Source organism: Phyllobacterium sp. GQ127 (genome assembly GCF_059758635.1).
The window spans coordinates 236,640-258,389 of record NZ_JCAXDZ010000002.1 but is presented as its reverse complement, the minus strand read 5'-3'; the positions used below and the strand labels follow the sequence as shown (position 1 = coordinate 258,389).

Annotated in this window: 20 protein-coding genes and 1 riboswitch; of the genes, 8 read left to right on the top strand and 12 right to left on the bottom strand. The window is 52.7% G+C overall.

Annotated elements, in window-relative coordinates; all coding sequences use genetic code 11:
* Positions 1-53: 53 nt before the first annotated feature.
* Positions 54-1,145, bottom strand: a complete 1,092-nt coding sequence (locus AC6CHM_RS09525) for a 2'-deoxycytidine 5'-triphosphate deaminase (protein ID WP_115051314.1) — start codon at positions 1,143-1,145, stop codon at positions 54-56.
* A gap of 82 nt (positions 1,146-1,227) precedes the next feature.
* A riboswitch (SAM riboswitch) is annotated at positions 1,228-1,307 on the top strand.
* Between the two features lie 61 nt (positions 1,308-1,368).
* On the opposite strand from AC6CHM_RS09525, the gene AC6CHM_RS09520 reads away from it, so the two are divergent.
* The 3 genes from AC6CHM_RS09520 to AC6CHM_RS09510 all read left to right on the top strand — a co-directional run bounded on the left by AC6CHM_RS09520 (position 1,369) and on the right by AC6CHM_RS09510 (position 3,501).
* Positions 1,369-2,577: an O-succinylhomoserine sulfhydrylase gene (locus tag AC6CHM_RS09520; RefSeq protein WP_440807320.1), complete on the top strand. Its 1,209-nt coding sequence runs from the start codon at positions 1,369-1,371 to the stop codon at positions 2,575-2,577.
* Positions 2,578-2,797: 220 nt separating this feature from the next.
* Positions 2,798-3,190, top strand: a complete 393-nt coding sequence (gene apaG / locus AC6CHM_RS09515; protein WP_336440620.1) for a Co2+/Mg2+ efflux facilitator ApaG/CorD — start codon at positions 2,798-2,800, stop codon at positions 3,188-3,190.
* Positions 3,191-3,204: 14 nt separating this feature from the next.
* Positions 3,205-3,501, top strand: a complete 297-nt coding sequence (locus AC6CHM_RS09510; protein WP_498172884.1) for a hypothetical protein — start codon at positions 3,205-3,207, stop codon at positions 3,499-3,501.
* An 11-nt stretch (positions 3,502-3,512) separates the two neighbouring features.
* Here the strand turns inward: AC6CHM_RS09510 and AC6CHM_RS09505 are convergent, their stop codons facing one another.
* From AC6CHM_RS09505 to AC6CHM_RS09490, 4 genes are read right to left on the bottom strand one after another with little or no spacing between them, the layout of a single operon-like run.
* Entirely contained in the window at positions 3,513-3,725 is a 213-nt protein-coding gene (locus AC6CHM_RS09505) for an alkylphosphonate utilization protein (RefSeq protein WP_115051318.1), read from the bottom strand.
* A gap of 11 nt (positions 3,726-3,736) precedes the next feature.
* Entirely contained in the window at positions 3,737-4,789 is a 1,053-nt protein-coding gene (locus tag AC6CHM_RS09500; RefSeq protein ID WP_307282664.1) for an Hsp33 family molecular chaperone, read from the bottom strand.
* Positions 4,734-5,672, bottom strand: a complete 939-nt coding sequence (gene argF, locus AC6CHM_RS09495; protein WP_115051319.1) for an ornithine carbamoyltransferase — start codon at positions 5,670-5,672, stop codon at positions 4,734-4,736. Before argF ends, AC6CHM_RS09500 begins: the two co-directional genes overlap by 56 nt.
* Before the next feature lie 10 nt (positions 5,673-5,682).
* On the bottom strand, positions 5,683-6,888 hold the full coding sequence (locus AC6CHM_RS09490; protein ID WP_440807314.1) for an aspartate aminotransferase family protein: 1,206 nt from the start codon (positions 6,886-6,888) through the stop codon (positions 5,683-5,685).
* 499 nt (positions 6,889-7,387) lie between these two features.
* Between AC6CHM_RS09490 and AC6CHM_RS09485 the strand changes: the two genes are divergently transcribed.
* On the top strand, positions 7,388-7,909 hold the full coding sequence (locus AC6CHM_RS09485) for a GcrA family cell cycle regulator (RefSeq protein WP_115051321.1): 522 nt from the start codon (positions 7,388-7,390) through the stop codon (positions 7,907-7,909).
* Positions 7,910-7,973: 64 nt separating this feature from the next.
* On the opposite strand, the gene phoR is transcribed toward AC6CHM_RS09485, so the two are convergent.
* Entirely contained in the window at positions 7,974-9,239 is a 1,266-nt protein-coding gene (gene phoR / locus AC6CHM_RS09480; RefSeq protein WP_115051322.1) for a phosphate regulon sensor histidine kinase PhoR, read from the bottom strand.
* Between the two features lie 92 nt (positions 9,240-9,331).
* On the opposite strand from phoR, the gene ppk2 reads away from it, so the two are divergent.
* Entirely contained in the window at positions 9,332-10,237 is a 906-nt protein-coding gene (gene ppk2, locus AC6CHM_RS09475) for a polyphosphate kinase 2 (protein ID WP_498172881.1), read from the top strand.
* Here the strand turns inward: ppk2 and AC6CHM_RS09470 are convergent.
* Positions 10,230-12,056, bottom strand: coding sequence for a glycosyltransferase (locus AC6CHM_RS09470; RefSeq protein WP_498172879.1), 1,827 nt, complete (start codon positions 12,054-12,056; stop codon positions 10,230-10,232). The genes ppk2 and AC6CHM_RS09470 overlap by 8 nt on opposite strands.
* Before the next feature lie 299 nt (positions 12,057-12,355).
* Between AC6CHM_RS09470 and AC6CHM_RS09465 the strand changes: the two genes are divergently transcribed.
* From AC6CHM_RS09465 to AC6CHM_RS09455, 3 genes are all read left to right on the top strand, one after another.
* Positions 12,356-13,195: a transporter substrate-binding domain-containing protein gene (locus AC6CHM_RS09465; RefSeq protein ID WP_498172877.1), complete on the top strand. Its 840-nt coding sequence runs from the start codon at positions 12,356-12,358 to the stop codon at positions 13,193-13,195.
* 127 nt (positions 13,196-13,322) lie between these two features.
* Positions 13,323-14,978 carry a lysine--tRNA ligase gene (locus tag AC6CHM_RS09460; RefSeq protein WP_498172875.1) on the top strand — a complete coding sequence of 552 codons (1,656 nt, stop codon included), beginning with the start codon at positions 13,323-13,325 and terminating at the stop codon, positions 14,976-14,978.
* Positions 14,979-15,001: 23 nt separating this feature from the next.
* Complete coding sequence (locus AC6CHM_RS09455) at positions 15,002-15,385, top strand: VOC family protein (RefSeq protein WP_498172874.1); 384 nt, start codon at positions 15,002-15,004, stop codon at positions 15,383-15,385.
* A gap of 4 nt (positions 15,386-15,389) precedes the next feature.
* On the opposite strand, the gene AC6CHM_RS09450 is transcribed toward AC6CHM_RS09455, so the two are convergent.
* From AC6CHM_RS09450 to AC6CHM_RS09430, 5 genes are all read right to left on the bottom strand, one after another.
* Positions 15,390-16,268, bottom strand: a complete 879-nt coding sequence (locus tag AC6CHM_RS09450; protein WP_498172872.1) for a thermonuclease family protein — start codon at positions 16,266-16,268, stop codon at positions 15,390-15,392.
* 12 nt (positions 16,269-16,280) lie between these two features.
* Complete coding sequence (locus tag AC6CHM_RS09445) at positions 16,281-16,922, bottom strand: S24 family peptidase (RefSeq protein WP_115051328.1); 642 nt, start codon at positions 16,920-16,922, stop codon at positions 16,281-16,283.
* A gap of 168 nt (positions 16,923-17,090) precedes the next feature.
* Positions 17,091-19,310: a 3-hydroxyacyl-CoA dehydrogenase NAD-binding domain-containing protein gene (locus AC6CHM_RS09440; protein ID WP_115051329.1), complete on the bottom strand. Its 2,220-nt coding sequence runs from the start codon at positions 19,308-19,310 to the stop codon at positions 17,091-17,093.
* 11 nt (positions 19,311-19,321) lie between these two features.
* Positions 19,322-20,530, bottom strand: a complete 1,209-nt coding sequence (locus tag AC6CHM_RS09435; RefSeq protein ID WP_498172868.1) for an acetyl-CoA C-acetyltransferase — start codon at positions 20,528-20,530, stop codon at positions 19,322-19,324.
* A gap of 27 nt (positions 20,531-20,557) precedes the next feature.
* Positions 20,558-21,730, bottom strand: a complete 1,173-nt coding sequence (locus AC6CHM_RS09430) for an acyl-CoA dehydrogenase family protein (RefSeq protein ID WP_115051331.1) — start codon at positions 21,728-21,730, stop codon at positions 20,558-20,560.
* Positions 21,731-21,750: the final 20 nt, after the last annotated feature.

Here is a 21,750-nt window from a genome sequence, read left to right as displayed (position 1 = left end):
TATCAGGATCGGTTGAGCCCGGCTTTGTCAAGCCGGGCTTTAGCACCGTAAGTCTATTTGAAATGCTTGGAGAGTTTCAAGCCTTGAGCCTGATAGTTTGAACCGAGGTCAGTGCCGTAAAGCGCGGCTGGGCGTTCCAGCATATGCTCGTAGATCAGTCTTCCAACGATCTGCCCATGTTCAAGAATGAACGGCACCTCATGGCTGCGCACTTCCAGCACAGCACGGCTTCCTGTGCCTCCGGCAGCGGTATGTCCAAAGCCCGGATCGAAGAACCCTGCATAGTGAACACGGAACTCACCAACCAGAGGATCAAAGGGCGTCATTTCAGCCGCATAGAGGGGGGGGACATGCACTGCCTCCCGGGAAACTAGAATATAGAACTCGTCCGGATCGAGCACGAGCTCACGCGCACCGCGATCATGGATTGGTTCCCAAAAATCGAACAGATCGTGAGCGCCGCGCTTGTCGACATCGACCACGCCCGTATGATGCTTGCCGCGATAACCGACCAGCCCGTTTGCATCGCCTGTCAGATCAATGGAGAGAGCGATACCTCCGCCCGATATATTCGGCGTCTCCGAAGCCACCAATATTTCATTGGCATGGAGCGCTGTCAGCTCAACTTCTTCCAATTGCGCCCTGCCTGTACGAAAACGTATCTGTGACAGCCTGGAGCCTGCTCTTGCAACGATAGGGAATGTGCGCGGGCTGACTTCCAGATAAAGTGGCCCCTTGTACCCTGCGGGCACCTTGTCAAATTCCTGCGCGCCGTCGACTATGACACGTGTGAAAATGTCGAGCCTGCCAGTTGAACTTTTCGGATTGGCTGAAGCAGAAATGTCCGGCGGGAGATCGAGGCTTTCCAGAAGCGGGACGATATAGACACAGCCGGTTTCAAGAACAGCGCCCTCGCTCAGGTCGATCTCGTGCAGCTTTAGACGCTCCAGCTTCGACAAGACAGCCGTTCCAGGCCCCGGCATGAAACTGGCGCGCACCCGATAGGCTTTGGTTCCAAGCCGCAAATCCAGGCTCGCCGGTTGAATTTGATCGCTGTCAAAATCACGCGCAGTCTTTAGCGACCCCGCCTGATACAATGCCCTGATACCGTTATCGGCAAGAATGCCCGCTTGGTGTCTGCTCATGTTAGCCGTTCAACCCCGTAAAACATGAGGAAAGCTTTAGCGTTTCACCCCGTTGACGCAAGCGCCAGAGAGGATTAAAGCAGTTTTATCCCGTGGTGATTTGGCCGGCCGGCTTGCAGCCACGTAAAATAATTTGCTAAAAGAGGCCCGGTATCGTTCCGGCCTTTTTGCGAGACACGCAAGGCCGGTTTTTTATTGCCTGATCAGGCAGATTGAGAAGACGATGCCAGAAGATACAAAAATCGGGAACATTACCCGCACGCTCCGCCCTGCCACTCAGCTCGTTCATGCCGGAACGCTTCGCTCCGGTTTTGGCGAGACATCCGAATCCCTGTTTCTGACGCAAGGGTTTGTCTATCCCAATGCGGAGGCGGCGGAAGCCCGTTTCAAGGGCGAAGAACCCGGTTTCATTTATTCGCGCTATGCCAACCCGACGACAGACATGTTTGAAAAGCGCATGTGCGCCCTCGAGGGCGCTGAGGATGCACGCGCCACTGCATCGGGCATGGCAGCGGTCGCAGCGGCCATTATCTGTCAGGTCAAGGCCGGTGATCACGTGTTGGCCGCCCGCGCCATGTTCGGCTCGTGTCGGTATATCATCGAGACATTGTTGCCGCGCTATGGCGTGGACTTCACCTTGATTGACGGTTCCAAAATTGAGAATTGGCAAAATGCCATTCGGCCGAATACAAAGGTCCTGTTCCTGGAGAGCCCGACAAATCCGACGCTAGAAGTCATTGATATCAGCGCGGTGGCAGACGTCGCCAATTCGGTTGGCGCAAAGCTGATCGTCGATAATGTGTTTGCCACACCGCTCTTCCAGAAGCCCCTCGAACTTGGCGCGCATATCGTCGTTTATTCAACGACCAAGCATATTGATGGACAAGGCCGTTGCCTCGGCGGCATGATCCTTTCGGACAAGGCATGGATCGACGAAAACCTGCATGAATATTTCCGCCATACTGGTCCGGGCCTGAGCCCATTCAATTCATGGGTGATGCTCAAGGGTCTGGAAACACTATCCGTTCGTGTTCGGCAGCAAACTGAAAGTGCTGCGAAAATCGCAGACTTCCTTTCCACCCATTCCGCGATCTCGAAAGTCATCTATCCGGGGCGTGCGGACCATCCGCAAGCCGATATTATTTCCCGGCAGATGAAGGGCGGTTCCACCCTGCTTGCCTTTGAAGTAAAGGGCGGCAAAAAGGCAGCATTCAAATTTGAGAATGCTCTTGAGATTGTCCTGATTTCCAACAATCTGGGCGATTCAAAAAGCCTCGTTACGCATCCGACGACGACAACCCATAAGAACCTTACCGATGAAGCGCGGGCTGAGCTCGGAATTTCCGACGGATTATTGCGCTTGTCTGTCGGGCTGGAAGATGCTGACGACCTGATCGAAGATCTCGACATTGCATTGAAGGCTACTCTTTGATCGGGTAGCTGTCGCGCCGGGAATGAAACCGGCGCGGTTTGTCTCATTTGAAGCTCCCAAGCTGCGATCACAAATGATTTAGATTGAGAAGGTTGACGTCACGGCTTTGAGCCGTGATATCAAATACATACGTCACGATGATTGTACTGATCGCGGATACTTCAATTGCGCGTAATGCTTTCCGGATGAGATGGAGAAGGCTCACGCGATGAGAGCAGGAATGTATAAAGCCACCACGTGCGACATAGAGGTTAGTGTCGAACCGTTTTATCTGGAGGAGCAATCCGACCCGGCCGCTAACCATTATGTGTGGGGCTATCGTATAACCATCGCCAATGAATCTGAGCGTACGGTTCAATTGCGCTCCCGTTACTGGAAAATAACCGATGCCCATGGCCGCGTGGAAGAAGTAAGCGGCGCTGGCGTTATTGGAGAACAGCCCGTACTCAATCCAGGAGACAGTTTTCAGTATTCATCTGGTTGTCCGCTCAAGACCGCTTCGGGCGTCATGGTTGGGCACTATGTCATGCAAACCAATGGCGGCGATCGTTTCAACATAGAGATTCCAGCATTTTCGCTTGATCTTCCCGATCAATTGCGGACATTAAACTGATTAGGGAAGAAATAATGCAGGAAACCAACCGAACCCAATCCCCTTACATCAAGGCGCTTAGCTGCTCCGCCATCGCCTTGTTGGTTGGACTTGCCGCGCTTTTTTTCGGATTTCGGCTTCCAAGCTTTACCACAAATGCAGAAGCCGCCAGCCAGCTCGTGGCACTCGTTGCCGTGCCCGGATTGATCGTTGGCCTGCTGGCCAAGAAATCAACCCGGCCATGGCCTTTGTGGTTGATCGTCAGCGCCTTTATCGTCCTGTTGATTGTGGTAACGATCGCACATGAAATGACGACCGAGTTTCGAGCCTAAGCCCCCGCAGGTCAGGCCTTCTTGACGAACTCTGTCTTTAACACGAGCCCTTTTACCTGCTTCGTATTGCACTCAATTTCACCGTCGCGGCCATTCAAGCGGATATTCTTGACCAAGGTTCCCCGCTTGATTGTTTCCGACGTACCCTTAACTTTGAGATCCTTGATCAAGGTTACAGAATCGCCGTCGGTCAGTTCGGCGCCGTTACTATCCCTGATTGTCATAATGCGAATTCCTAGTTTTTTGGCAGAAATTCTGCTGGATCGAAATCATATTGTGTCGAGCAAAATTCGCAGGTAACGCTGATTTTGCCTTCCTCGATACTGTCATTGATTTCTTCAGCGGTGAAACCTGAAAGAACCCCGGCAATCTTCTCGCGAGAGCAGGAACAATCATCATTGACCGGAACCGCGTCGAAAACCCGGACGCCCCGTTCGTGGAAAAGGCGATAGAGCAATCGCTCCGCGCCCACCTGCGGATCAGTAAGCTCTGAGCTTTCGATCGTGGAAACCAGCGCCTTTACTTCCGCCCAATCATCATCCTCGAAGAGTTCGGCATCATCTTCAGAATCGCCATTCGGAGCATCGCCAGCAGGCAGATCACGCTGCCGCATGCGCAACTCAGACTCGGGAAGGAATTGGACAATCAAGCCGCCAGCACGCCATTGCTCAACAGGCTTGCCATCTTCTCCGCGCTCGATCAACTTGGCGACCGACAACCGCAAATCGGTAGGAATCTGCTCCGACTGACGAAAGTAGGTTTTCGCGATTTCTTCAAGATTGGAACCGTCAAGCGCGACAATGCCCTGATATCGCTGCGAATACTCACCCTGATCCACGGTCAATGCCAGCGTGCCGCTGCCCATGAGTTCGACCTGGGAAAGCTCGTCCGCTTCAATCGCATCAGCAAGACGTTCTTCATCATAGCGTGCATAGGCACGCACAGAATTCGGGGTGCGGAAATCAACAACCAGCATGTCGACGGGACCGTCTGACTGCGATTGAAAAATGAACTTGCCTTCAAATTTCAATGAAGTGCCGAGCAGGACAGTCAGAACAATCGCCTCAGCCAGGAGTTGCGCAACAGGCTCCGGATAATCGTGGCGGCTCAATATATCATGCAGCGCAGGCCCAAGCTGGACCGCTCGACCGCGGGCATCCAGACCCTGAACCTGAAACGGGACTACAGCGTCATCGCCTGCAAATACATATTCATCGGGAAAGCTTGATGATTCAGACACCAGGGCGCCCTCCTTCAAGACACCATGCGAGAATGGCCTTTTGCGCATGCAACCGGTTTTCAGCCTCATCGAAAACCACCGAGTGCGGTCCGTCAATAACAGAATCCGTAACTTCCTCGCCCCGGTGCGCGGGCAGACAATGCATGAACAATGCATCAGGGTTTGCATGCTTCATCAACGCATCATTGACCTGATAGGGCATGAATACATTGTGACCACGGGCGCGGTTTTCCTGCCCCATGGAAACCCAGGTATCGGTGACAATACAATCCACACCTTCAACAGCAGCAACAGGATCGGTGGTAAGCTTGATCTTGCCCCCGGCATTACGCGCCCAATCGAGATATTTCCGCTCCGGCTCACTGCCGTCGGGCGTCGCAATATTCAGATTGAAGTCAAATCGCGCTGCCGCTTCGACCAATGAATGCAGAACATTGTTGCCATCGCCTGTCCAGGCAAACGTCTTGCCCTTGACGGGGCCGCGATGCTCTTCAAACGTCATGATATCAGCCATGATCTGACAGGGGTGTGTATCATCGGTCAGCGCATTGATAACCGGCACAGTGGCATTTTCCGCCATCTCGATGAGCCGTTCATGGGTTGTCGTACGCATCATGATAATATCGACATAACGCGACAAAACCTTGGCGGTGTCGGCAATGGTTTCGCTACGCCCTAGCTGCATTTCCGAGCCGGTCAGCATAAGTGTTTCACCACCGAGCTGACGCATGCCAACATCGAAAGACACGCGAGTACGGGTCGATGGCTTGTCGAAAATCATCGCCAACACCTTACCGGCGAATGGCTTTTCAATATTGCCGGATTTCAAGCGCGTCTTGCGCGCGCGCGCATCGTCAAGAATAAGCCTAAGATCGCCTGATGAAAGCGCCGAAAGATCCGTAAAGTGACGGAGATCCTGCTTGATTGTCATTGGATTACCCTCACGCGATCTTCTGTCTGGATGCTGGAGCAAGACGTGCTGCCGCAGCTTCGATTTTCGACAATGCTTCGCGCATTTCTTCTTCGCTTACAATCAATGGTGGCAGAAGACGAATAACATTGTCGCCGGCACCCACAGTCAAAAGATGTTCATCGCGCAGCGCCTGTACCAGCGTCGTGTTCGGAACAACCGCTTTAAGACCAACAAGAAGGCCACGCCCCCGGACCTCGGAAATAACATCCGGATAGCGATCGGAAATAGAAGCCAGTCCCTGCTTTATCAGCAGAGCCATTTGTTGCACGTGATCAAGGAAGCCGTCCGCAAGAACGATATCGAGCACGGCATTGCCAACGGCCATTGCCAAGGGATTGCCACCATAGGTAGTGCCATGCACGCCAGCGGTCATGCCCTTTGCAGCTTCAGCTGTTGCAAGACATGCACCCAGCGGAAAACCGCCTCCAATACCTTTGGCCACAGCCATGATATCAGGCGTGATGCCTGACCATTCGTGGGCAAAAAGCTTGCCGGTACGACCCATTCCTGACTGCACTTCGTCCAGGATGAGCAAAATACCCTCGTCGTCGCAAAGCTTGCGCAGGGCTCGCAGATCCGCATCGGGAACCGGGCGAACGCCGCCCTCGCCCTGGATCGGCTCGATCAGAATAGCTGCGGTCTGAGGACCAATTGCGGCTTTCAAAGCCTTCTCGTCACCAAAAGGCACCTGGTCGAAACCTTCAACCTTGGGACCAAATCCTTCGAGATATTTCGCCTGTCCACCTGCGGCGATTGTCGCAAGCGTCCGGCCATGGAAAGCACCCTCGAAAGTGATGATGTGGAAGCGTTCCGGATTGCCATTTACATAATGATAGCGGCGCGCGGTCTTGATGGCGCATTCAAGTGCTTCGGCACCGGAGTTCGCAAAGAACACCTTATCGGCAAATGTATTGTCGACAAGGCGCTGTCCCAGCCGGGTTTGGCCGGGAATTTCATAGAGGTTCGACAAATGCCAAAGCTTTTCGGCTTGGGCCTTCAGAGCTTCGACCAGATGCGGATGCGAATGACCAAGCAGGTTCACGGCGATACCGGCAGCAAAATCAAGATAGTTTTCGCCACTCTCGGTCGTCAGCCATACACCGTTTCCTCGCTCAAAGCGCAGATCCGCACGAGCAAAAGTGTCGTATAGCGGTTGCGCGTTTGCGTCCGTCATTTTTTCCGGGCCTCCATAACCCTATTTTTCGTACTGCTGACCCTTAAAGGAAATCGGCAATGATTAAATCAAAAAGCCGCCCCACAATGCCATTTTTGGGGGCGGCCACACCAAATCAATATCATCATTCAGTTTCCAATTGTCAAATAAACAGTTCAAAAGACTTACATCACAAATATTGCTGTATTTTGATTGCAACCGGCGGGCTCAACGGCCCGATATTATTTGGTTTGTCGACAAAGCCGTAAAACGTCATTTTTGCAACAGTTTAACGCGCAAGTTGGGGAAAACCAAAAAAAGCAGCCCTGCAACCCAAGCCTGACTCTTGTCACGGAGTCATCGCATATTGTAGCTTGGGAAACGAAATAGCTAGATTTCGTACGGCGTCCTCGTCATCTGAATAGATATAGTATTGATACAATCTGGAGCAATCCAGATGCGAGGAAGGATTCAGTCCGCAAGCCGTACAAAACAAAGCCCCATATGGAGCTAGGGAACAATGAACTGGACAGATGAGCGCGTAGAGCAGCTGAAGAAACTTTGGGCCGAAGGCCTGAGTGCAAGCCAGATCGCAGCACAACTGGGCGGCGTCAGCCGCAATGCCGTCATCGGCAAAGTGCACCGGCTAAAGCTGTCCGGACGCGGCAAGACAACCTCGTCGCAGACCCGCAGCAAGAAGGTCAATACCGCAGCATCCAGCAGCCAGCGCAGCAGCAGTGCAACCGTCGGTCACATGTCGAGCCGGGTTGTAAATCGCAGCGTTGGAGCGACCGCATTACAGGCGGAATACAGTACCGATCTCGTGCCCATGGTCACGCGGACGGTTACCGATGTTGTGGTGCCGATCTCTCGCAAACTCGAATTGGTCGAGCTTAGCGAACGCACCTGCAAGTGGCCGGTTGGTGATCCATTGCTGCCTGGCTTCAATTTCTGCGGCAATGATGTGGGCGAAGGCGGGCCTTATTGCACATACCACTCGCGTCTGGCCTATCAGCCAGCTTCGGATCGTCGCCGTCGCTAATTGAGCCGCGTATCAGAGTTAAACAAAAAAGGCGCCAATTGGCGCCTTTTTTGTAGGTCGGCGGCTACACTTTTTGCGGACCGAAAACCACCGTGAAGGATGAACCTTCTCCGACCTGCGAGCGGATTATAAGTCGCGCGCGATGCCGCGTCAGAATGTGTTTTACAATGGCAAGTCCCAGACCAGTGCCTTTTTGCGCCCGGCTTGTTTCCACATCAATCCGGTAAAATCGCTCGGTGAGGCGCGGAATATGTTCATCGGGTATCCCCGGCCCGAAATCCTGCACGGTCACCTTGGTCATATCGCCCGTCTGCTTGAGCTCCAGAATGACACGTTTTCCGGATTGTCCATATTTGCAGGCGTTTTCCAGCAGATTTTGAAACACCTGCGTGAGCTCGTCACGATCCCCAAGCACGTTGACTGGCCCCGGATCGATATCCCGCTCGATAGTAATACCCAAATCGGAGGCAACGGGACGAAGTGAATCGGCAACGTGATTAAGAATAGCGGCCAGATCAACCTGATCTTTCACAGCAATATGCGCCTTCATTTCGATGCGCGACAGCGACAGAAGATCGTCTATCAGCCGAGCCATGCGTTCGGCCTGTTTTTGCATGATTTCCAGGAAATTATCGCGAGCCGCTTCGTCTTTACGTGCCGGGCCTCTCAATGTCTCAATGAAGCCTGAGAGCGAGGCAAGCGGCGTGCGCAGCTCATGGCTGGCATTGGCGATAAAATCTGATCGCATGCGCTCAAGCCGACGGGCTTCTGTCTGGTCGCGGAAGGATAGAAGATATTGCCGATCACCCGCTCGCGCTTGATCCAGCAAAAGAACCGTCGCGCTGTACCAGCGCTCGACCGGCACCCGCTCAAAATAATCCACCGAACGTGCTACGCCATCCGCCATGACCGAATGAACCAGCGACTGCATTTCCGGCGCGCGGAAATGCAACATGAGAACCCCGCCGCGCTCCACCGAGCGAAATGCGCCGCTCGCCGCCGGGTTGACGTAAAGAATAGTGCCCTCATGATCGAAAATTATCAGCGGGTCCGGTAATTGCGCCGCCAATTGCTGGCCCGACAAGTGGAATATCGCCGGATCGCCGGGATCCGCTGTTACGGGTTTTTCCGTCCTCGGCAATGCTGCGGATACCACCACGACGCTCACAAGAACGATCATCAGAACGGCAAAACTTAGCCACCAGGATTCACTTACTCCAAGTATCAAGGCGGTAATGAAAGCGGCGGCGGCAAGTATGAAACGCGAACGGATAATGCGCTCCAATGCCCGGCGCCTTAGCCCGCTACCATCCTGCCCCCAGATACTCATCCACTAACCTCCCGATCAGTCAGTGTTTTTAACCACTAGACGCCACACTGCTGTCCCAATAACATGGATTTATGTCAATTGAGGACCTCGCATTGGGCAAAGATTCAAAAAAGAAATCAACATCATCCAAACCCGAGATCGCGCCCCTCAAGCTGAAGATTGATGGCAAGAAGCGTAAGTTTGATATCAACAATCCAACATTGCCAGACTGGATTGATGATGGAGACCTGACATCGGGAGGCTTTCCTTACACCGAAAAAATGCCCAGCGATGAGTATGCGGAGACACTGGAGAAGCTCCAGATCGAGCTTGTAAAGATGCAAAGCTGGCTTCAGAAGACAGGCGGCCGCTTGATTTCGGTGTTCGAGGGAAGAGATGCAGCTGGCAAAGGCGGCACAATATTCAACTTGCGCCAATACATGAATCCGCGTTCTGCACGCAATGTTGCCTTGCCCAAACCGAGTGAAACCGAGCGCACACAATGGTATTACCAGCGCTATGTTTCGCATTTCCCAAGTGCGGGTGAGTTCGTGACCTTCGACCGCTCCTGGTATAATCGTGGCGGCGTGGAGCCTGTTATGGGGTTTTGCACGCCCGAACAGCACGAGTCTTTTCTGGAGGAGACGCCCGGCTTCGAACGCATGATCGTTGCGGATGGTATCCACTTCTTCAAATTTTGGCTGGACATTGGCCAGACGATGCAGCTGAAACGTTTTCATGATCGCCGACACAGTCCACTGAAAAACTGGAAGTTTTCGCCTATCGACATTGCCGGTGCCGAAAAATGGGATGCTTATACCAAAGCACGCGATAGCATGCTGGCGCGAACCCATACGGCATATGCACCTTGGACGATCGTCCGATCAAACGATAAACGTCGTGCGCGAATTGCCGTCATACGGCGAATTTTGTTGAGCCTGCCCTATGCGGATCGTGACCTGGCGGTAATCGGCAATGAAGATTCCCTGATCATCGGAAACGGTCCAGATTTTATTTGAAAGAAATTGCCGAGTGAACGGGACGATGCGGCGTCTTTTCCCAAAGAAAAGGCGCGACATATAATTGCCAAAGCGCCCGCCACGCCGCCAAAGATATGAGCGCCCAATAGATTGGCAAGCCCGGTAATATCCAACCCGACATTTTCTCTTTTTTCAGAGCCGCCCGGCCGAGGGAATGAAATGAGAGGAAACCCGAAACAATATTCATCAAATCAAAAATGAGGATGGGACCCGCAAAACCGGTACCCTTCACAAGCGTGATCATAAGCAGCATGTAGCTGACGAAAAGCACCATGAAGGGAAAGAGCAGCGCAGAACCCAAAACGCCTGCCGTCAGGACATGGTAAACCAGAAAGCGCTTTAATCCGGCCTGCTGGAGCATTTCCCTGGGTTGCCGCATCTCAACCAGCCATGTTTGCATCCAACCTTTCAACCATCGCGTTCTCTGTTTCAGCCATATTCCAACTTCGATTGGTGCATCCTCTGCTGTGGGCAGAGTGAGCATTTCGATGCGATATCCATGACGCGCAAACCTTGAACCCAACTCTGCATCCTCGGTTACATTGAAGGGATCCCAGCCTCCAACCTCCACCAGACACTCACGACGAAAATGGTTGGATGTGCCGCCGAGCGGAACCACAAATCGACCATCGGCCAGCCAAGGCAAGAGCCCTCTGAAATGCGCTGCATATTCAAATGCAAATTGCCGTGCGATCCAGCTGTCCCTTTCATTGGTAATGACGAGCGGGGCCTGAAGACACGCCAGCTTCCCGTCGGTGCTTTCTGAAAATCTTTGCCAGGCCTCGCGCAACTGACCGGGATGCGGGCGATCCTCCGCATCATAGATAACGACGTAATCGCCCTCCGCCAATTGCAGGCCATAATTAAGCGCTTTCGGCTTGGTTCGTGGGCCTGTGCAAGGCACGCAGATAATTTTGAAACTGGCGGGTAGCATTTCTTTTTCGAAGGCCCCGCGGGTGTGATAATCGTCCGTTTCGCAAAGGAACAGAACTTCAAGACGCGAGCGCGGCCAATCAAGCTGCTTCATCGCTTCTACAAGCTGAGGAACCACCTCAGCTTCCTTATACAGCGCCACCATAACGGTGTATTTTGGTAAGCTGCCGCTCGTACTCTTCATGAGTTGCACGGTTTGATTGGAGGCATGGCGGCCCGCCAGAAACCGCAAAAGAATACAGCCCATAAACAGCAGAGAGAAAAGAGCGTGAAATGCCTGCCAAAGCGAGTTCGGAGCGAGCATTGCGAGGAACAGGCAAACAGTAATTATCATTCCGATAATAACGCCTTGCTGACCGTCGGCCACGGTGCGAGCCGAATGTCTTGGACCATTCTCAAGCATATTAACAGCGTTGCGTGCTAGATGATCCGAATGCTTTGCCAGAAAAAACTGCGTCAGGCGTGCTGGGGAAATTATGTTGACGGGAGGACCCTCAACACTTCTATCGACAAGACCCTGCTTGATCCGGGCAATGGTTGAGAGCGTGGGTGCAGTATAAATCTTCAGCGTAAAATCCGCAGTGACTCCCACGATATGCCGCCTGTGGCGCATATCCACAAATTCCGCGCCGCTTGGTGAGATAATATGAAGATCATCGTCTATGTTCTCAAAGACCAGGCCTGCTTCCTCTGCGAGACATTGCGTGAGCAGCAAATGGTCTATGCCATTTACCGCGTAAAGTTCCTCGATAAATGACGTGCCGTTTTGACGATACCGCGTGAATGCCTCTATCAAGGCGGTTTTTGGCAGGCCCGCATAACAAAGCCGTGCTGCAATGGATGGCTCCAGACGGCGCTCCGTCATCGCAAACTCAATATCGCAAAAGGCTCATTCCGTGCCCACACATAGATACGAGAATAATCGTCTTTTGGTTGCATCGAAATATACCTACAATTATAAGTAATTATTGCTTTTTGTAAAACAACTATTCAATAAATCACTATAATTATTCAATATATACGCGGGTCAATAGTATTTTAGTCTATATACAACACTGCTGCGTGCAGTCCGCGCAATTATATAAACCTATGCGTTCAAATAGCGGTTTCGGTTTTCCGCCTTATGCGCTAGCCTCTGTGCAAATCAGTGCGTTCCGAGACCTCATGTATCTTCGATCTATCGTCACCTTTGTGTTGGGGCTTCTTCTGCTAATGATAGCGCAGACGGCTTATGCCGGGGATTTTCCCCATTATTGGGACGGACGCGAGCGGGTGTCCAAACCTGATCTGACGGCGGTCAAGCGCATCCGTTTTGTTACAACCGTCGACTACCCGCCATTTAATTTCATTGACAATACCGGCCGCATATCGGGTTTCAATATTGATCTGGCGCGGGCGATATGCGCCGAGCTTGATGTTACAGCGATCTGTCAAATAGAAGCGCGGCCATGGAACGAACTGCAGACAGCTCTGGAGAGCGGTGAGGCGGAAGCCATACTTGCCGGACTAAGACCTACGGCTGCGCTTAGGCAAAAATATGCCTTTACGGCACCATATATACGCTTGGTGGCGCGCTTTGTGACATTAAGAGACAATCAATTGAGCGACCCAATCGACAAAGTATTGGAAAGCAAGAATGTCGGCGTGATTTCAGACTCCGTGCATCAGGCGATATTCGCAGATTACTTTCCAAAAGCTCATTGGATTGGCTATCCCACACGCGATCTTATGCTCAAGGATCTTAAAGCAAAAAAGATTGATGCCGTATTTGGTGATGGTTCAGATTTGTCATTCTGGATCGGCAGCACCGATGCTGCAAACTGCTGTGTCTTTGCAGGACGCCCCTATACCGCCCCGCAATTTCTCGGCGACGGATTGATGATTGCTACAACGCTTCAGAACAATGACCTTGCCGAAGGCTTCAATTTTGCCCTGAAGTCAATGGAAGCAAAGGGTACGATATCGGAGCTGTATTTGCGGTATTTCCCCGTCGATTTTTATTAACGGCACCCTATAAGCGTAAAAAATCAATTCTGACCGGGCGCTGCAGGGACACATGCGATTGACGCGGGATATCTGCCGCCATAGTGTCCGCCCGCTCCACAATATAGCAGCAATACAGGATAAACGAATGACTTCGCGCCCAAACACCCATATCGAACTGACCCCCGAATTGATCGCGGCGGCAGCAGAGGCCAAAGCTTGGCCCTTCGAAGAGGCGCAGAAGATTGTCAAACGCTACCAGAAGACCGGATATCCAGAGACGGTTCTTTTCGAAACTGGTTACGGCCCTTCCGGCTTGCCGCATATCGGCACATTCGGTGAAGTTGCTCGCACTACTATGGTGCGGCATGCCTTCCGGGTTTTGACCAATGACACCGTGAAAACGAAACTTTTGTGCTTCTCCGACGATATGGATGGTATGCGCAAGATACCGGACAATGTGCCGGACCCGTCAATGCTGCAACCTCACCTGCATAAGCCGCTGTCATCGGTCCCTAATCCCTATGGCGGTGACTATAAGAGCTTCGCTGACCATAACAACGTCATGCTGTGCCGGTTTCTCGATACGTTCGGCTTCGATTACGAATTTGCCAGCGCAACTGAATATTACAAGGATGGCCGCTTTGATGAGGTCTTGCTGCGCGCCGTCGAACGCTATGATGACATAATGAAGGTCATGTTGCCGACACTTGGTGAAGAGCGTCAGGCAACTTACAGCCCATTCCTGCCAATTTCGCCAACAAGCGGGCGGGTTCTCTATGTGCCGATGAAGAAGGTCGACGCGAAGAATGGCACGATAACCTTTGACGATGAAAATGGTGAGGAAACGACCCTTTCCGTAACGGGGGGCAACGTCAAGCTGCAATGGAAGCCGGATTTCGGCATGCGTTGGGCAGCCCTTGGTGTTGATTTTGAGATGTTCGGCAAGGATCATCAAACAAATGCGATTATATATGATCGTATTTGCGAGATACTGGGCGGACGCGCGCCCGAGCACTTCGTCTACGAATTGTTCCTCGATGATATCGGGCAGAAGATTTCCAAGTCCAAGGGAAATGGCCTCAGCATCGATGAGTGGCTGTCCTATGCTCCGACTGAAAGTCTGGGGCTGTACATGTTCCAGAAGCCGCGCACCGCAAAGCGCTTGTATTTTGATGTTATTCCCAAGGCTGTAGACGAGTATTTCACGTATCTTTCGACCTATGAGCGGCAATCATGGAAAGACCGGCTGAATAATCCGGTTTGGCACCTGCACAGCGGTAATCCGCCAACCGTGGAAATGCCTGTGCCCTTTGCCCTGTTGCTCAATCTCGTCAGCGCATCCAATGCGGATAGCAGCAGCGTTCTTTGGGGATTTATTTCGCGCCACGCCGCAGGTGTTACGCCGGAGAAAAACCCAGAGCTCGACGCATTGGTGACCTACGCCATTCGGTACTTCAACGATTTCGTCAAACCCACCAAGAAGTTCCGCATGCCCGATGAGGTAGAGCGGGTCGCGCTGCAAGAAATGTCGGAAAAATTGTCGACATTGCCGACCGGTGCCGATGGCAATACCATACAGAATGCAATTCTGGATGTTGCGCGTGCAATAGAGCGTTATCAGGATCACACCAAGAAAAGCCCGGAGGGTGGCCCCGGCGTCGCCGTATCGTTCTTCCAGATGCTCTATGAAGTTCTAATCGGTCAGGAACGCGGGCCACGTTTTGGTTCATTCGTGGCATTATATGGTATCGAGGAAACACGTGCTTTGATTGCTAAAGCGCTGGCTGGTGAATTACTCTGATCGGAGTTCATTTGGAGACGTGAATGATTGACCATACCGGGATAATAGTCAGCGATTTCGAGCAGAGTAAAAAGTTCTACGTCGATATGCTGGCTACAATCGGATACACGTTGATTACCGAAATCCCGGCTTCGATCACCGGCGATGCCGACGTCGCCGGTTTCGGCGAAAATGGTAAACCTGATTTTTGGGTGATCAGCGGCACACCGAACAAGCCGCCCCTCCACGTGGCCTTTAGAGTGAACAGCCGCGATATTGTCGATGCTTTCCACAAAGCGGGATTAACAGCAGGCGGCAGTGACAATGGGCAACCCGGGTTACGGCTTCACTACCATCCAAACTATTACGCGGCGTTCATTCGTGATGCCGACGGGCACAATATCGAAGCCGTATGCCACCTGCCTTGAGACATTAATGTGGGGCGGGCGGAAACGGAGCGTCGGGAGAGGTAAGTGGCGGGGGTGCGACGGGATTTTCAATGATCTCGGGTGTTTCTGCCGGCTGAGGCAGCGGCAGCTCCGTGTCCGTTGGTAAGGATGGCGGCGCATTGCCGAACATACCAAGCTTTTGCTCCTGAGCTTTTTTCATCATCTCAACCGCAGGCGTACCGTCTTGGGCACGCGCCCAGCCATTTGACACGAGCCAATCGGCAATATCCATACTTCCCAGCTTGCATTCTGTTGCAATCAGTTCATCCGAGGGCTGCCCCGGTACGTTGCACTCGATTGCGCGTGAGCGCAGCCAATTGCGCAAGGCAGTGCGCGCAGCCATCCCACAGGGCCAATCAACGCCATCGGCATTGCAGGTTTCTTCAATAGCCGGCGCATTTATCCCCTTAAGTGAAATCTTATATCCGGATACTTCGATGTCGCCTGCACTTGTCGCGACAGGCCGGTAAAGCAAGGCCGGTTTTGCGGTATCGTCCACTGCCACAGGTGCGGGGGGTAGAGCAGGAGGCGTAGCCTGACCGATATCGCTTAAAGGCTGGCGGGGAGCTATGCGCTCCAATGGTCCCACCTTCGTGGGAGCAGTGCCATCATCCGGATCCACCTGACGCAGAGGAAGCTGACCAATGGTTGATTGAGCCTCATCTTGTGGGGCTGGTTGATCCTGCTCTGGCGAAGCTCCGCTCTGCATTTCGGCCGGCAGCTCAAAATCCTCGACAGCAGCACTCACTTCCTGATCCGACGCAATGGTTGACTCAAGCGCTCCATGGAAGGGTGCAATGAAAGAATAAGCCAGCGCCAGCGCGACCAGACTGGTCAGGATATAGAGCGGTATCTGGCGCATGAGTGCGAATTCCTATTGGCTCGCCCAAAGGATACGCGCAATCCAATCAATATGGGCTGCGTCAAAAGTCCTGTTTGTATGCTCGGGATTCATTGACTGTAGTTCTATTGTCCGAGGCGTCTGACGTGAAAGAATTTTTGCCATGACTTCGCCGTCCTTGGTTCGAACAACCACACGGTCACCCCGCCTTATAGCCGCGCCGGGCGCCACGATGATTGTATCGCCATCCCGGTAAAGAGGCAGCATTGAATCTCCCGACACTTCAAGCGCATAGACCGCATCGTCCGGTCCGATAGGAAACTCCACAACATCCCATCCCTGGCCGACAGGAAAGCCGCCATCGTCGAAAAATCCGCCTGCACCAGCTTGCGCGAAACCCAGAAGCGGGATGGATCGCATCGCTGCGCCAGCAGCATTGAATGCTTTTCCGTGCACTAGCGTCATGAACTCATCCAGAGAAGCGCCAGTTGCTTCCATGATCTTTGCCAGTGACTCGGTTGAGGGCCAACGCGCGCGGCCATCCGCAGCATATCGCTTGGATTTGTTGAATGTCGTCGGGTCAAGGCCGGCACGCTTCGCCAACCCGGACACGGAAAGAGAATGACGTTGAGCCAGCGCATCGATGGCCGCCCATATGCGGTCATGTGAAAACATGGACATATCCAAGTAAAAGGAAAAAATACCTTGAACATGATTTTAAGCGGCATCTTAACAAAAGTCGAGAGAAATTACGGAAAACTTTCTTATTCCGCTTATTCAAACCGCCATTATTTTATTATTCTAGAAAAGGCGGGAACCGTTCAAACGGTCCCCGCCTTGATACTAAGCGGCTTTCTTTGTCTTTGCCGCAGGATAGGGATTGAAGCGCTCGTAAAACGTATCGCCCTTTTCGGCCATATCGAGCAAGAGCTTTGGAGCTTTGAATTGCGCTCCATATTTCCGCTGCAGCCCCTTGGCGATCTCAACGAACTTCGCTGCGCCGATACCGTCAATATATGACAACGTTCCACCCGTATAAGGAGCAAAGCCGAAGGCCAAAATGGAGCCAACATCTGCCTCGCGCGGATCGGTAACGATCCCCTCCTCCATCACGCGTGCCGCTTCCAGAGCGATCGTTACAAGGAAACGCTGTTTAAGCACTTCAACGTCGATCTTATCGGCATCCTGTTGCGGATAGAGTGTCTTCAACTCCGGCCACAAATGTTTTTTCGCAGGCTTGGCAGGATAGTCGTAGAAGCCCTTGCCATTTTTGCGGCCACGACGATCATATTTATCAACCAGCGTATTGATCAGCTCTACGTGACGCGGGTCGACCGCCTTGGGGCCAAGATCAGCAAGCGTCGCCTTCAGGATTTTCTGAGCAAGATCGATTGCCGTTTCATCGCCGAGAGCCAATGGGCCAACGGGCATCCCTGCCATGCGAGCGGCATTCTCGATCATTGCCGGAGGAACGCCCTCAATCAGCATGTTGTAGGACTCTGACATGTACCGCAGGACGCAGCGATTGACGTAGAACCCACGGGTATCGTTGACGACAATGGGCGTCTTCTTGATAGCGCGCACATAATCGAGCGCCACGGCAAGCGCCTTTTCGGAGGTTTTCTTGCCCATAATGACCTCCACCAGCATCATCTTGTCGACGGGCGAGAAGAAATGAATGCCGATAAAGTTTTTTGGCCGGACAGAAACTTTTGCTAGACCAGTAATGGGAAGCGTCGAAGTGTTTGACGCGAAAACAGCGCCGGGTTTAAGCACGGCCTCGGCCTTTTCCGTCACGACCCGTTTCACTTCACGATCTTCAAACACCGCCTCGATAACAAGGTCAGCACCATCAAGATCGGCATAGTCCGACGAGGTGGTGATCAGGTCGAGAAGCGCCTCTTTATCCTGAGCAGTCGCTTTGCCCTTCTGTACTTCCTTGGTAATCAGATCAGCAGAGTGAGCCTTACCCTTCTCCGCGGCTTCAACGCTTTGGTCGATAAGAACGACAGGAATGCCGGCTTTCGCGGTAACATAGGCAATACTTGCCCCCATGAAACCAGCGCCGACAACGCCGACCTTCTTGAATTTCGTGGGCTTCACATCGTCAGGACGGCGCGCGCCCTTGTTCAATTCCTGCAGGGAGATGAACAGCGAGCGGATCATCATGCTTGCTTCAGTCGTCTGCAAAATTTTCGTGAAGTAGCGCTGTTCGATCTTAAGAGCTGTATCGAAGGGGACGAGCAGACCTTCATAGACCGATTTCAGGATCGATGCGGCACCTGGATAATTGCCATAGGTTTCACGGCGCAAAATAGCCGTGGCAGCTGGCCACAGATTAGCACCGGCGGCAGAATAGATTGCCCCACCTGGCAGTTTGAAACCCTTTTCGTCCCAAGGCTGCACCGGCTTCAAGCCATCCTTGATCATCTTCTTGGCAGCTTCGACCAGTTTCTTGGCCGGAGCAATTTCATGCACCAATCCCATAGCCTTGGCGCGCGATGCAGTCAGGCTTGAGCCAGTTGTCATCATCTGCAAGGCATCTTGCTGATTGGTCAGGCGCGGGACGCGCTGCGTTCCGCCGGCACCGGGGAAAATACCGACCTTGACTTCAGGCAAAGCCATCTTGACCGAAGGATCGTCAGAAACCACACGGCCATGGCAAGCGAGCGACATTTCAAAAGCACCGCCCATGCAAGTGCCATTGATCGCCGAAACCCAGGGCTTGCCCGATGTTTCGAGTTTGCGGAACAGCCCGCCCATTTTGCCTGTCGTTTCGAAAAGCAGCTCTACTGCTTTTTGAGGATCTTTTGCTTTCTCGTCCTGAAAGAGCTGGAACATGCGCTTGAGCATGGTCAAATCCGCACCGCCAGAGAACGTATCTTTGCCGGATGTGATCACAGCGCCCTTGATCGCAGCATCACCTGCAACCTTGTCGACGATGGCATCCAGTTCCTTCATGACCTCTTCTGTGAAGACGTTCATGGATTTGTCGGGCATGTCCCATGTGACGAGAGCAATACCATCTGCATCGACGTCGAATTTGAAGTTTGTATAAGTCATATTCTCTCTCCTCAAACGCGTTCGATGATGGTTGCAGTGCCCATACCAGCGCCAATGCATAGGGTTACCAGCGCGATATTCAGATCGCGGCGCTCAAGTTCGTCAAGAACCGTGCCAAGGATCATTGCGCCTGTTGCGCCGAGTGGATGGCCCATGGCAATCGCGCCACCATTGACGTTGATCTTGTCACGCGGAATGTCGAATGCCTGCATGTAACGCAGAACGACAGCGGCAAAGGCTTCGTTGAGCTCAAACAGATCGATGTCCGAGATTTTCATCTTGGCGCGCTTCAACAACTTCTCTGTCACATCGACAGGACCAGTCAACATCAGAGCCGGATCAGAACCTATATTGGCAAATGCTCGGATGCGGGCACGCGGTTTGGCCGATAGCGCCTTACCAGCACTCTTGGAGCCAAGAAGAACACCGGCGGCACCATCAACAATACCGGATGAATTACCGGCATGATGCACGTGATTGATAGTTTCAACTTCCGGATGGGCCTGAATGCCGACAGCATTAAAACCGCCCATTTCGCCGGGCATGACAAAGGAAGGATTGAGCGATGCCAAAGCCTGCATATCTGTTGTTGGACGCATATGCTCGTCATGGTCCAGGATTGTCAGACCGTTGACATCCTTGATGTTCAGGACGGAATTCTTGAAATAACCCTTCTTCCAGGCTTCGCCCGCACGCTTCTGACTCTCGACAGCGTATTCATCGACATCATCGCGGGTGAAACCATATTTCGTGGCGATAAGATCGGCCGAGACGCCCTGAGGCATAAAATAGCCCGGCAAGCCGACTGACGGATCCATATACCAGGCACCGCCGGACATGCCCATTCCGACGCGTGACATGGATTCAACGCCGCCAGCGATAACGATATCATCTGCGCCTTGCACAATCTTGGCCGCAGCAAAATTTACTGCATCGAGGCCGGAAGCGCAGAAACGCGATATCTGCATGCCTGGAGCTTTGAAATCATACCCGGCTTCAAAAGCGGAAGAGCGAGGGATAACAGCGCCAGCTTCGCCGACCGGATCGACGCAGCCATAAATGATATCGTCCACCAGGCCAGTGTCCAACCCATTGCGGTCACGCAAGGCTTCGAGAACATGCGCACCAAGGCGAACGGCAGGAACCTCATGCAGGCTGCCATCTTTCTTGCCCTTGCCACGCGGTGTGCGGACGTGATCGTAAATATATGCGTCGGCCATAATATACTCCCTGTTGCTACCGCAGGCTCAAAGGCTGCGGGCGATCAAAAGCTTCATGATTTCGTTGGTGCCGCCATAAATCCGCTGGACGCGAGCGTCACGGAACATGCGGGCGATTGGATATTCATTCATATAGCCGTAGCCACCATGTAGCTGGAGGCACTCATCCACGACCTTGTTTTGCAGGTCTGTCAGCCAATATTTGGCCATCGAGGCTGTCACCGGATCAAGCCCGCCATTTACATGCCGCTCAACACAATGATTGTAGAACACCCGGCCTATCGTTGCTTCGGTTTTTAATTCCGCCAGCTTGAACTGGGTGTTCTGGAACTCGATCACAGCCTTGCCGAAGGCTTTACGCTCCTTCACATAGTCACTGGTAATTGCAATGGCGCGTTCCGCCATGGCAATGGCAGTACCGCCAATTTGCAACCGCTCCTGCGGCAATTGCTGCATTAGCTGGACAAATCCCTGTCCTTCTTCGGTGCCCAAAAGATTAGATGTCGGTACCCGCACCTCGTTGAAGAACAGCTCGGATGTATCATTGGATTTCAACCCGACCTTATCGAGGTTACGGCCACGCTCAAAACCCTCCTGCCCGTCAGTCTCAACAATCAGCAGCGAGGTACCTTTGGCGCCCTGAGCCGGATCAGTCTTGGCGACAACAATGACCAGATTTGCCAATTGACCATTGGTAATAAAGGTCTTTGAACCATTGATGACATAGTGATTGCCATCTTTCTTTGCGCTGGTCTTAACGCCTTGCAGATCGGAACCTGCACCGGGTTCAGTCATGGCAATAGCGCCGATCAATTCGCCAGTTGCCATTTTTGGCAACCATCTCTGCTTTTGCTCTTCTGAGCCATAATGCAGGATATAGGGTGCTACGATGGAATTGTGCAGGGCAATGCCAAAGCCATCGACACCGACATGGCTGATCGCTTCGAGAATGGCGCTTTCATGGGCGTAGGTACCGCCAGAACCACCATATTCCTCTGGCATAGAGGCGCAGAGAAGCCCGTTTTGGCCTGCCAGTTCCCATACGGAACGGTCAAAAATTTCCTGCTTTTCAAAGCGGTCATAATGCGGCAGAACCTCGGCCTCAAGGAATTTTGCGGCCATTTCCTGCAGCATGACGACGTCGTCAGTTTTCCATTCAGGCCTTGGAACACCCAACACGTCTTCTGGTCGCACACCCATGACAATCCTCCCGAGATTTG

Bases quoted from the DNA above. Each gene is read 5' to 3' on its own strand.
- AC6CHM_RS09525 (WP_115051314.1), bottom strand. From the start codon at position 1,145: ATGAGCAGACACCAAGCGGGCATTCTTGCCGATAACGGTATCAGGGCA.
- AC6CHM_RS09520 (WP_440807320.1), top strand. From the start codon at position 1,369: ATGCCAGAAGATACAAAAATCGGGAACATTACCCGCACGCTCCGCCCT.
- apaG (WP_336440620.1), top strand. From the start codon at position 2,798: ATGTATAAAGCCACCACGTGCGACATAGAGGTTAGTGTCGAACCGTTT.
- AC6CHM_RS09510 (WP_498172884.1), top strand. From the start codon at position 3,205: ATGCAGGAAACCAACCGAACCCAATCCCCTTACATCAAGGCGCTTAGC.
- AC6CHM_RS09505 (WP_115051318.1), bottom strand. From the start codon at position 3,725: ATGACAATCAGGGATAGTAACGGCGCCGAACTGACCGACGGCGATTCT.
- AC6CHM_RS09500 (WP_307282664.1), bottom strand. From the start codon at position 4,789: ATGCGCAAAAGGCCATTCTCGCATGGTGTCTTGAAGGAGGGCGCCCTG.
- argF (WP_115051319.1), bottom strand. From the start codon at position 5,672: ATGACAATCAAGCAGGATCTCCGTCACTTTACGGATCTTTCGGCGCTT.
- AC6CHM_RS09490 (WP_440807314.1), bottom strand. From the start codon at position 6,888: ATGACGGACGCAAACGCGCAACCGCTATACGACACTTTTGCTCGTGCG.
- AC6CHM_RS09485 (WP_115051321.1), top strand. From the start codon at position 7,388: ATGAACTGGACAGATGAGCGCGTAGAGCAGCTGAAGAAACTTTGGGCC.
- phoR (WP_115051322.1), bottom strand. From the start codon at position 9,239: ATGAGTATCTGGGGGCAGGATGGTAGCGGGCTAAGGCGCCGGGCATTG.
- AC6CHM_RS09470 (WP_498172879.1), bottom strand. From the start codon at position 12,056: ATGACGGAGCGCCGTCTGGAGCCATCCATTGCAGCACGGCTTTGTTAT.
- AC6CHM_RS09465 (WP_498172877.1), top strand. From the start codon at position 12,356: ATGTATCTTCGATCTATCGTCACCTTTGTGTTGGGGCTTCTTCTGCTA.
- AC6CHM_RS09460 (WP_498172875.1), top strand. From the start codon at position 13,323: ATGACTTCGCGCCCAAACACCCATATCGAACTGACCCCCGAATTGATC.
- AC6CHM_RS09455 (WP_498172874.1), top strand. From the start codon at position 15,002: ATGATTGACCATACCGGGATAATAGTCAGCGATTTCGAGCAGAGTAAA.
- AC6CHM_RS09450 (WP_498172872.1), bottom strand. From the start codon at position 16,268: ATGCGCCAGATACCGCTCTATATCCTGACCAGTCTGGTCGCGCTGGCG.
- AC6CHM_RS09445 (WP_115051328.1), bottom strand. From the start codon at position 16,922: ATGTTTTCACATGACCGCATATGGGCGGCCATCGATGCGCTGGCTCAA.
- AC6CHM_RS09440 (WP_115051329.1), bottom strand. From the start codon at position 19,310: ATGACTTATACAAACTTCAAATTCGACGTCGATGCAGATGGTATTGCT.
- AC6CHM_RS09435 (WP_498172868.1), bottom strand. From the start codon at position 20,530: ATGGCCGACGCATATATTTACGATCACGTCCGCACACCGCGTGGCAAG.
- AC6CHM_RS09430 (WP_115051331.1), bottom strand. From the start codon at position 21,730: ATGGGTGTGCGACCAGAAGACGTGTTGGGTGTTCCAAGGCCTGAATGG.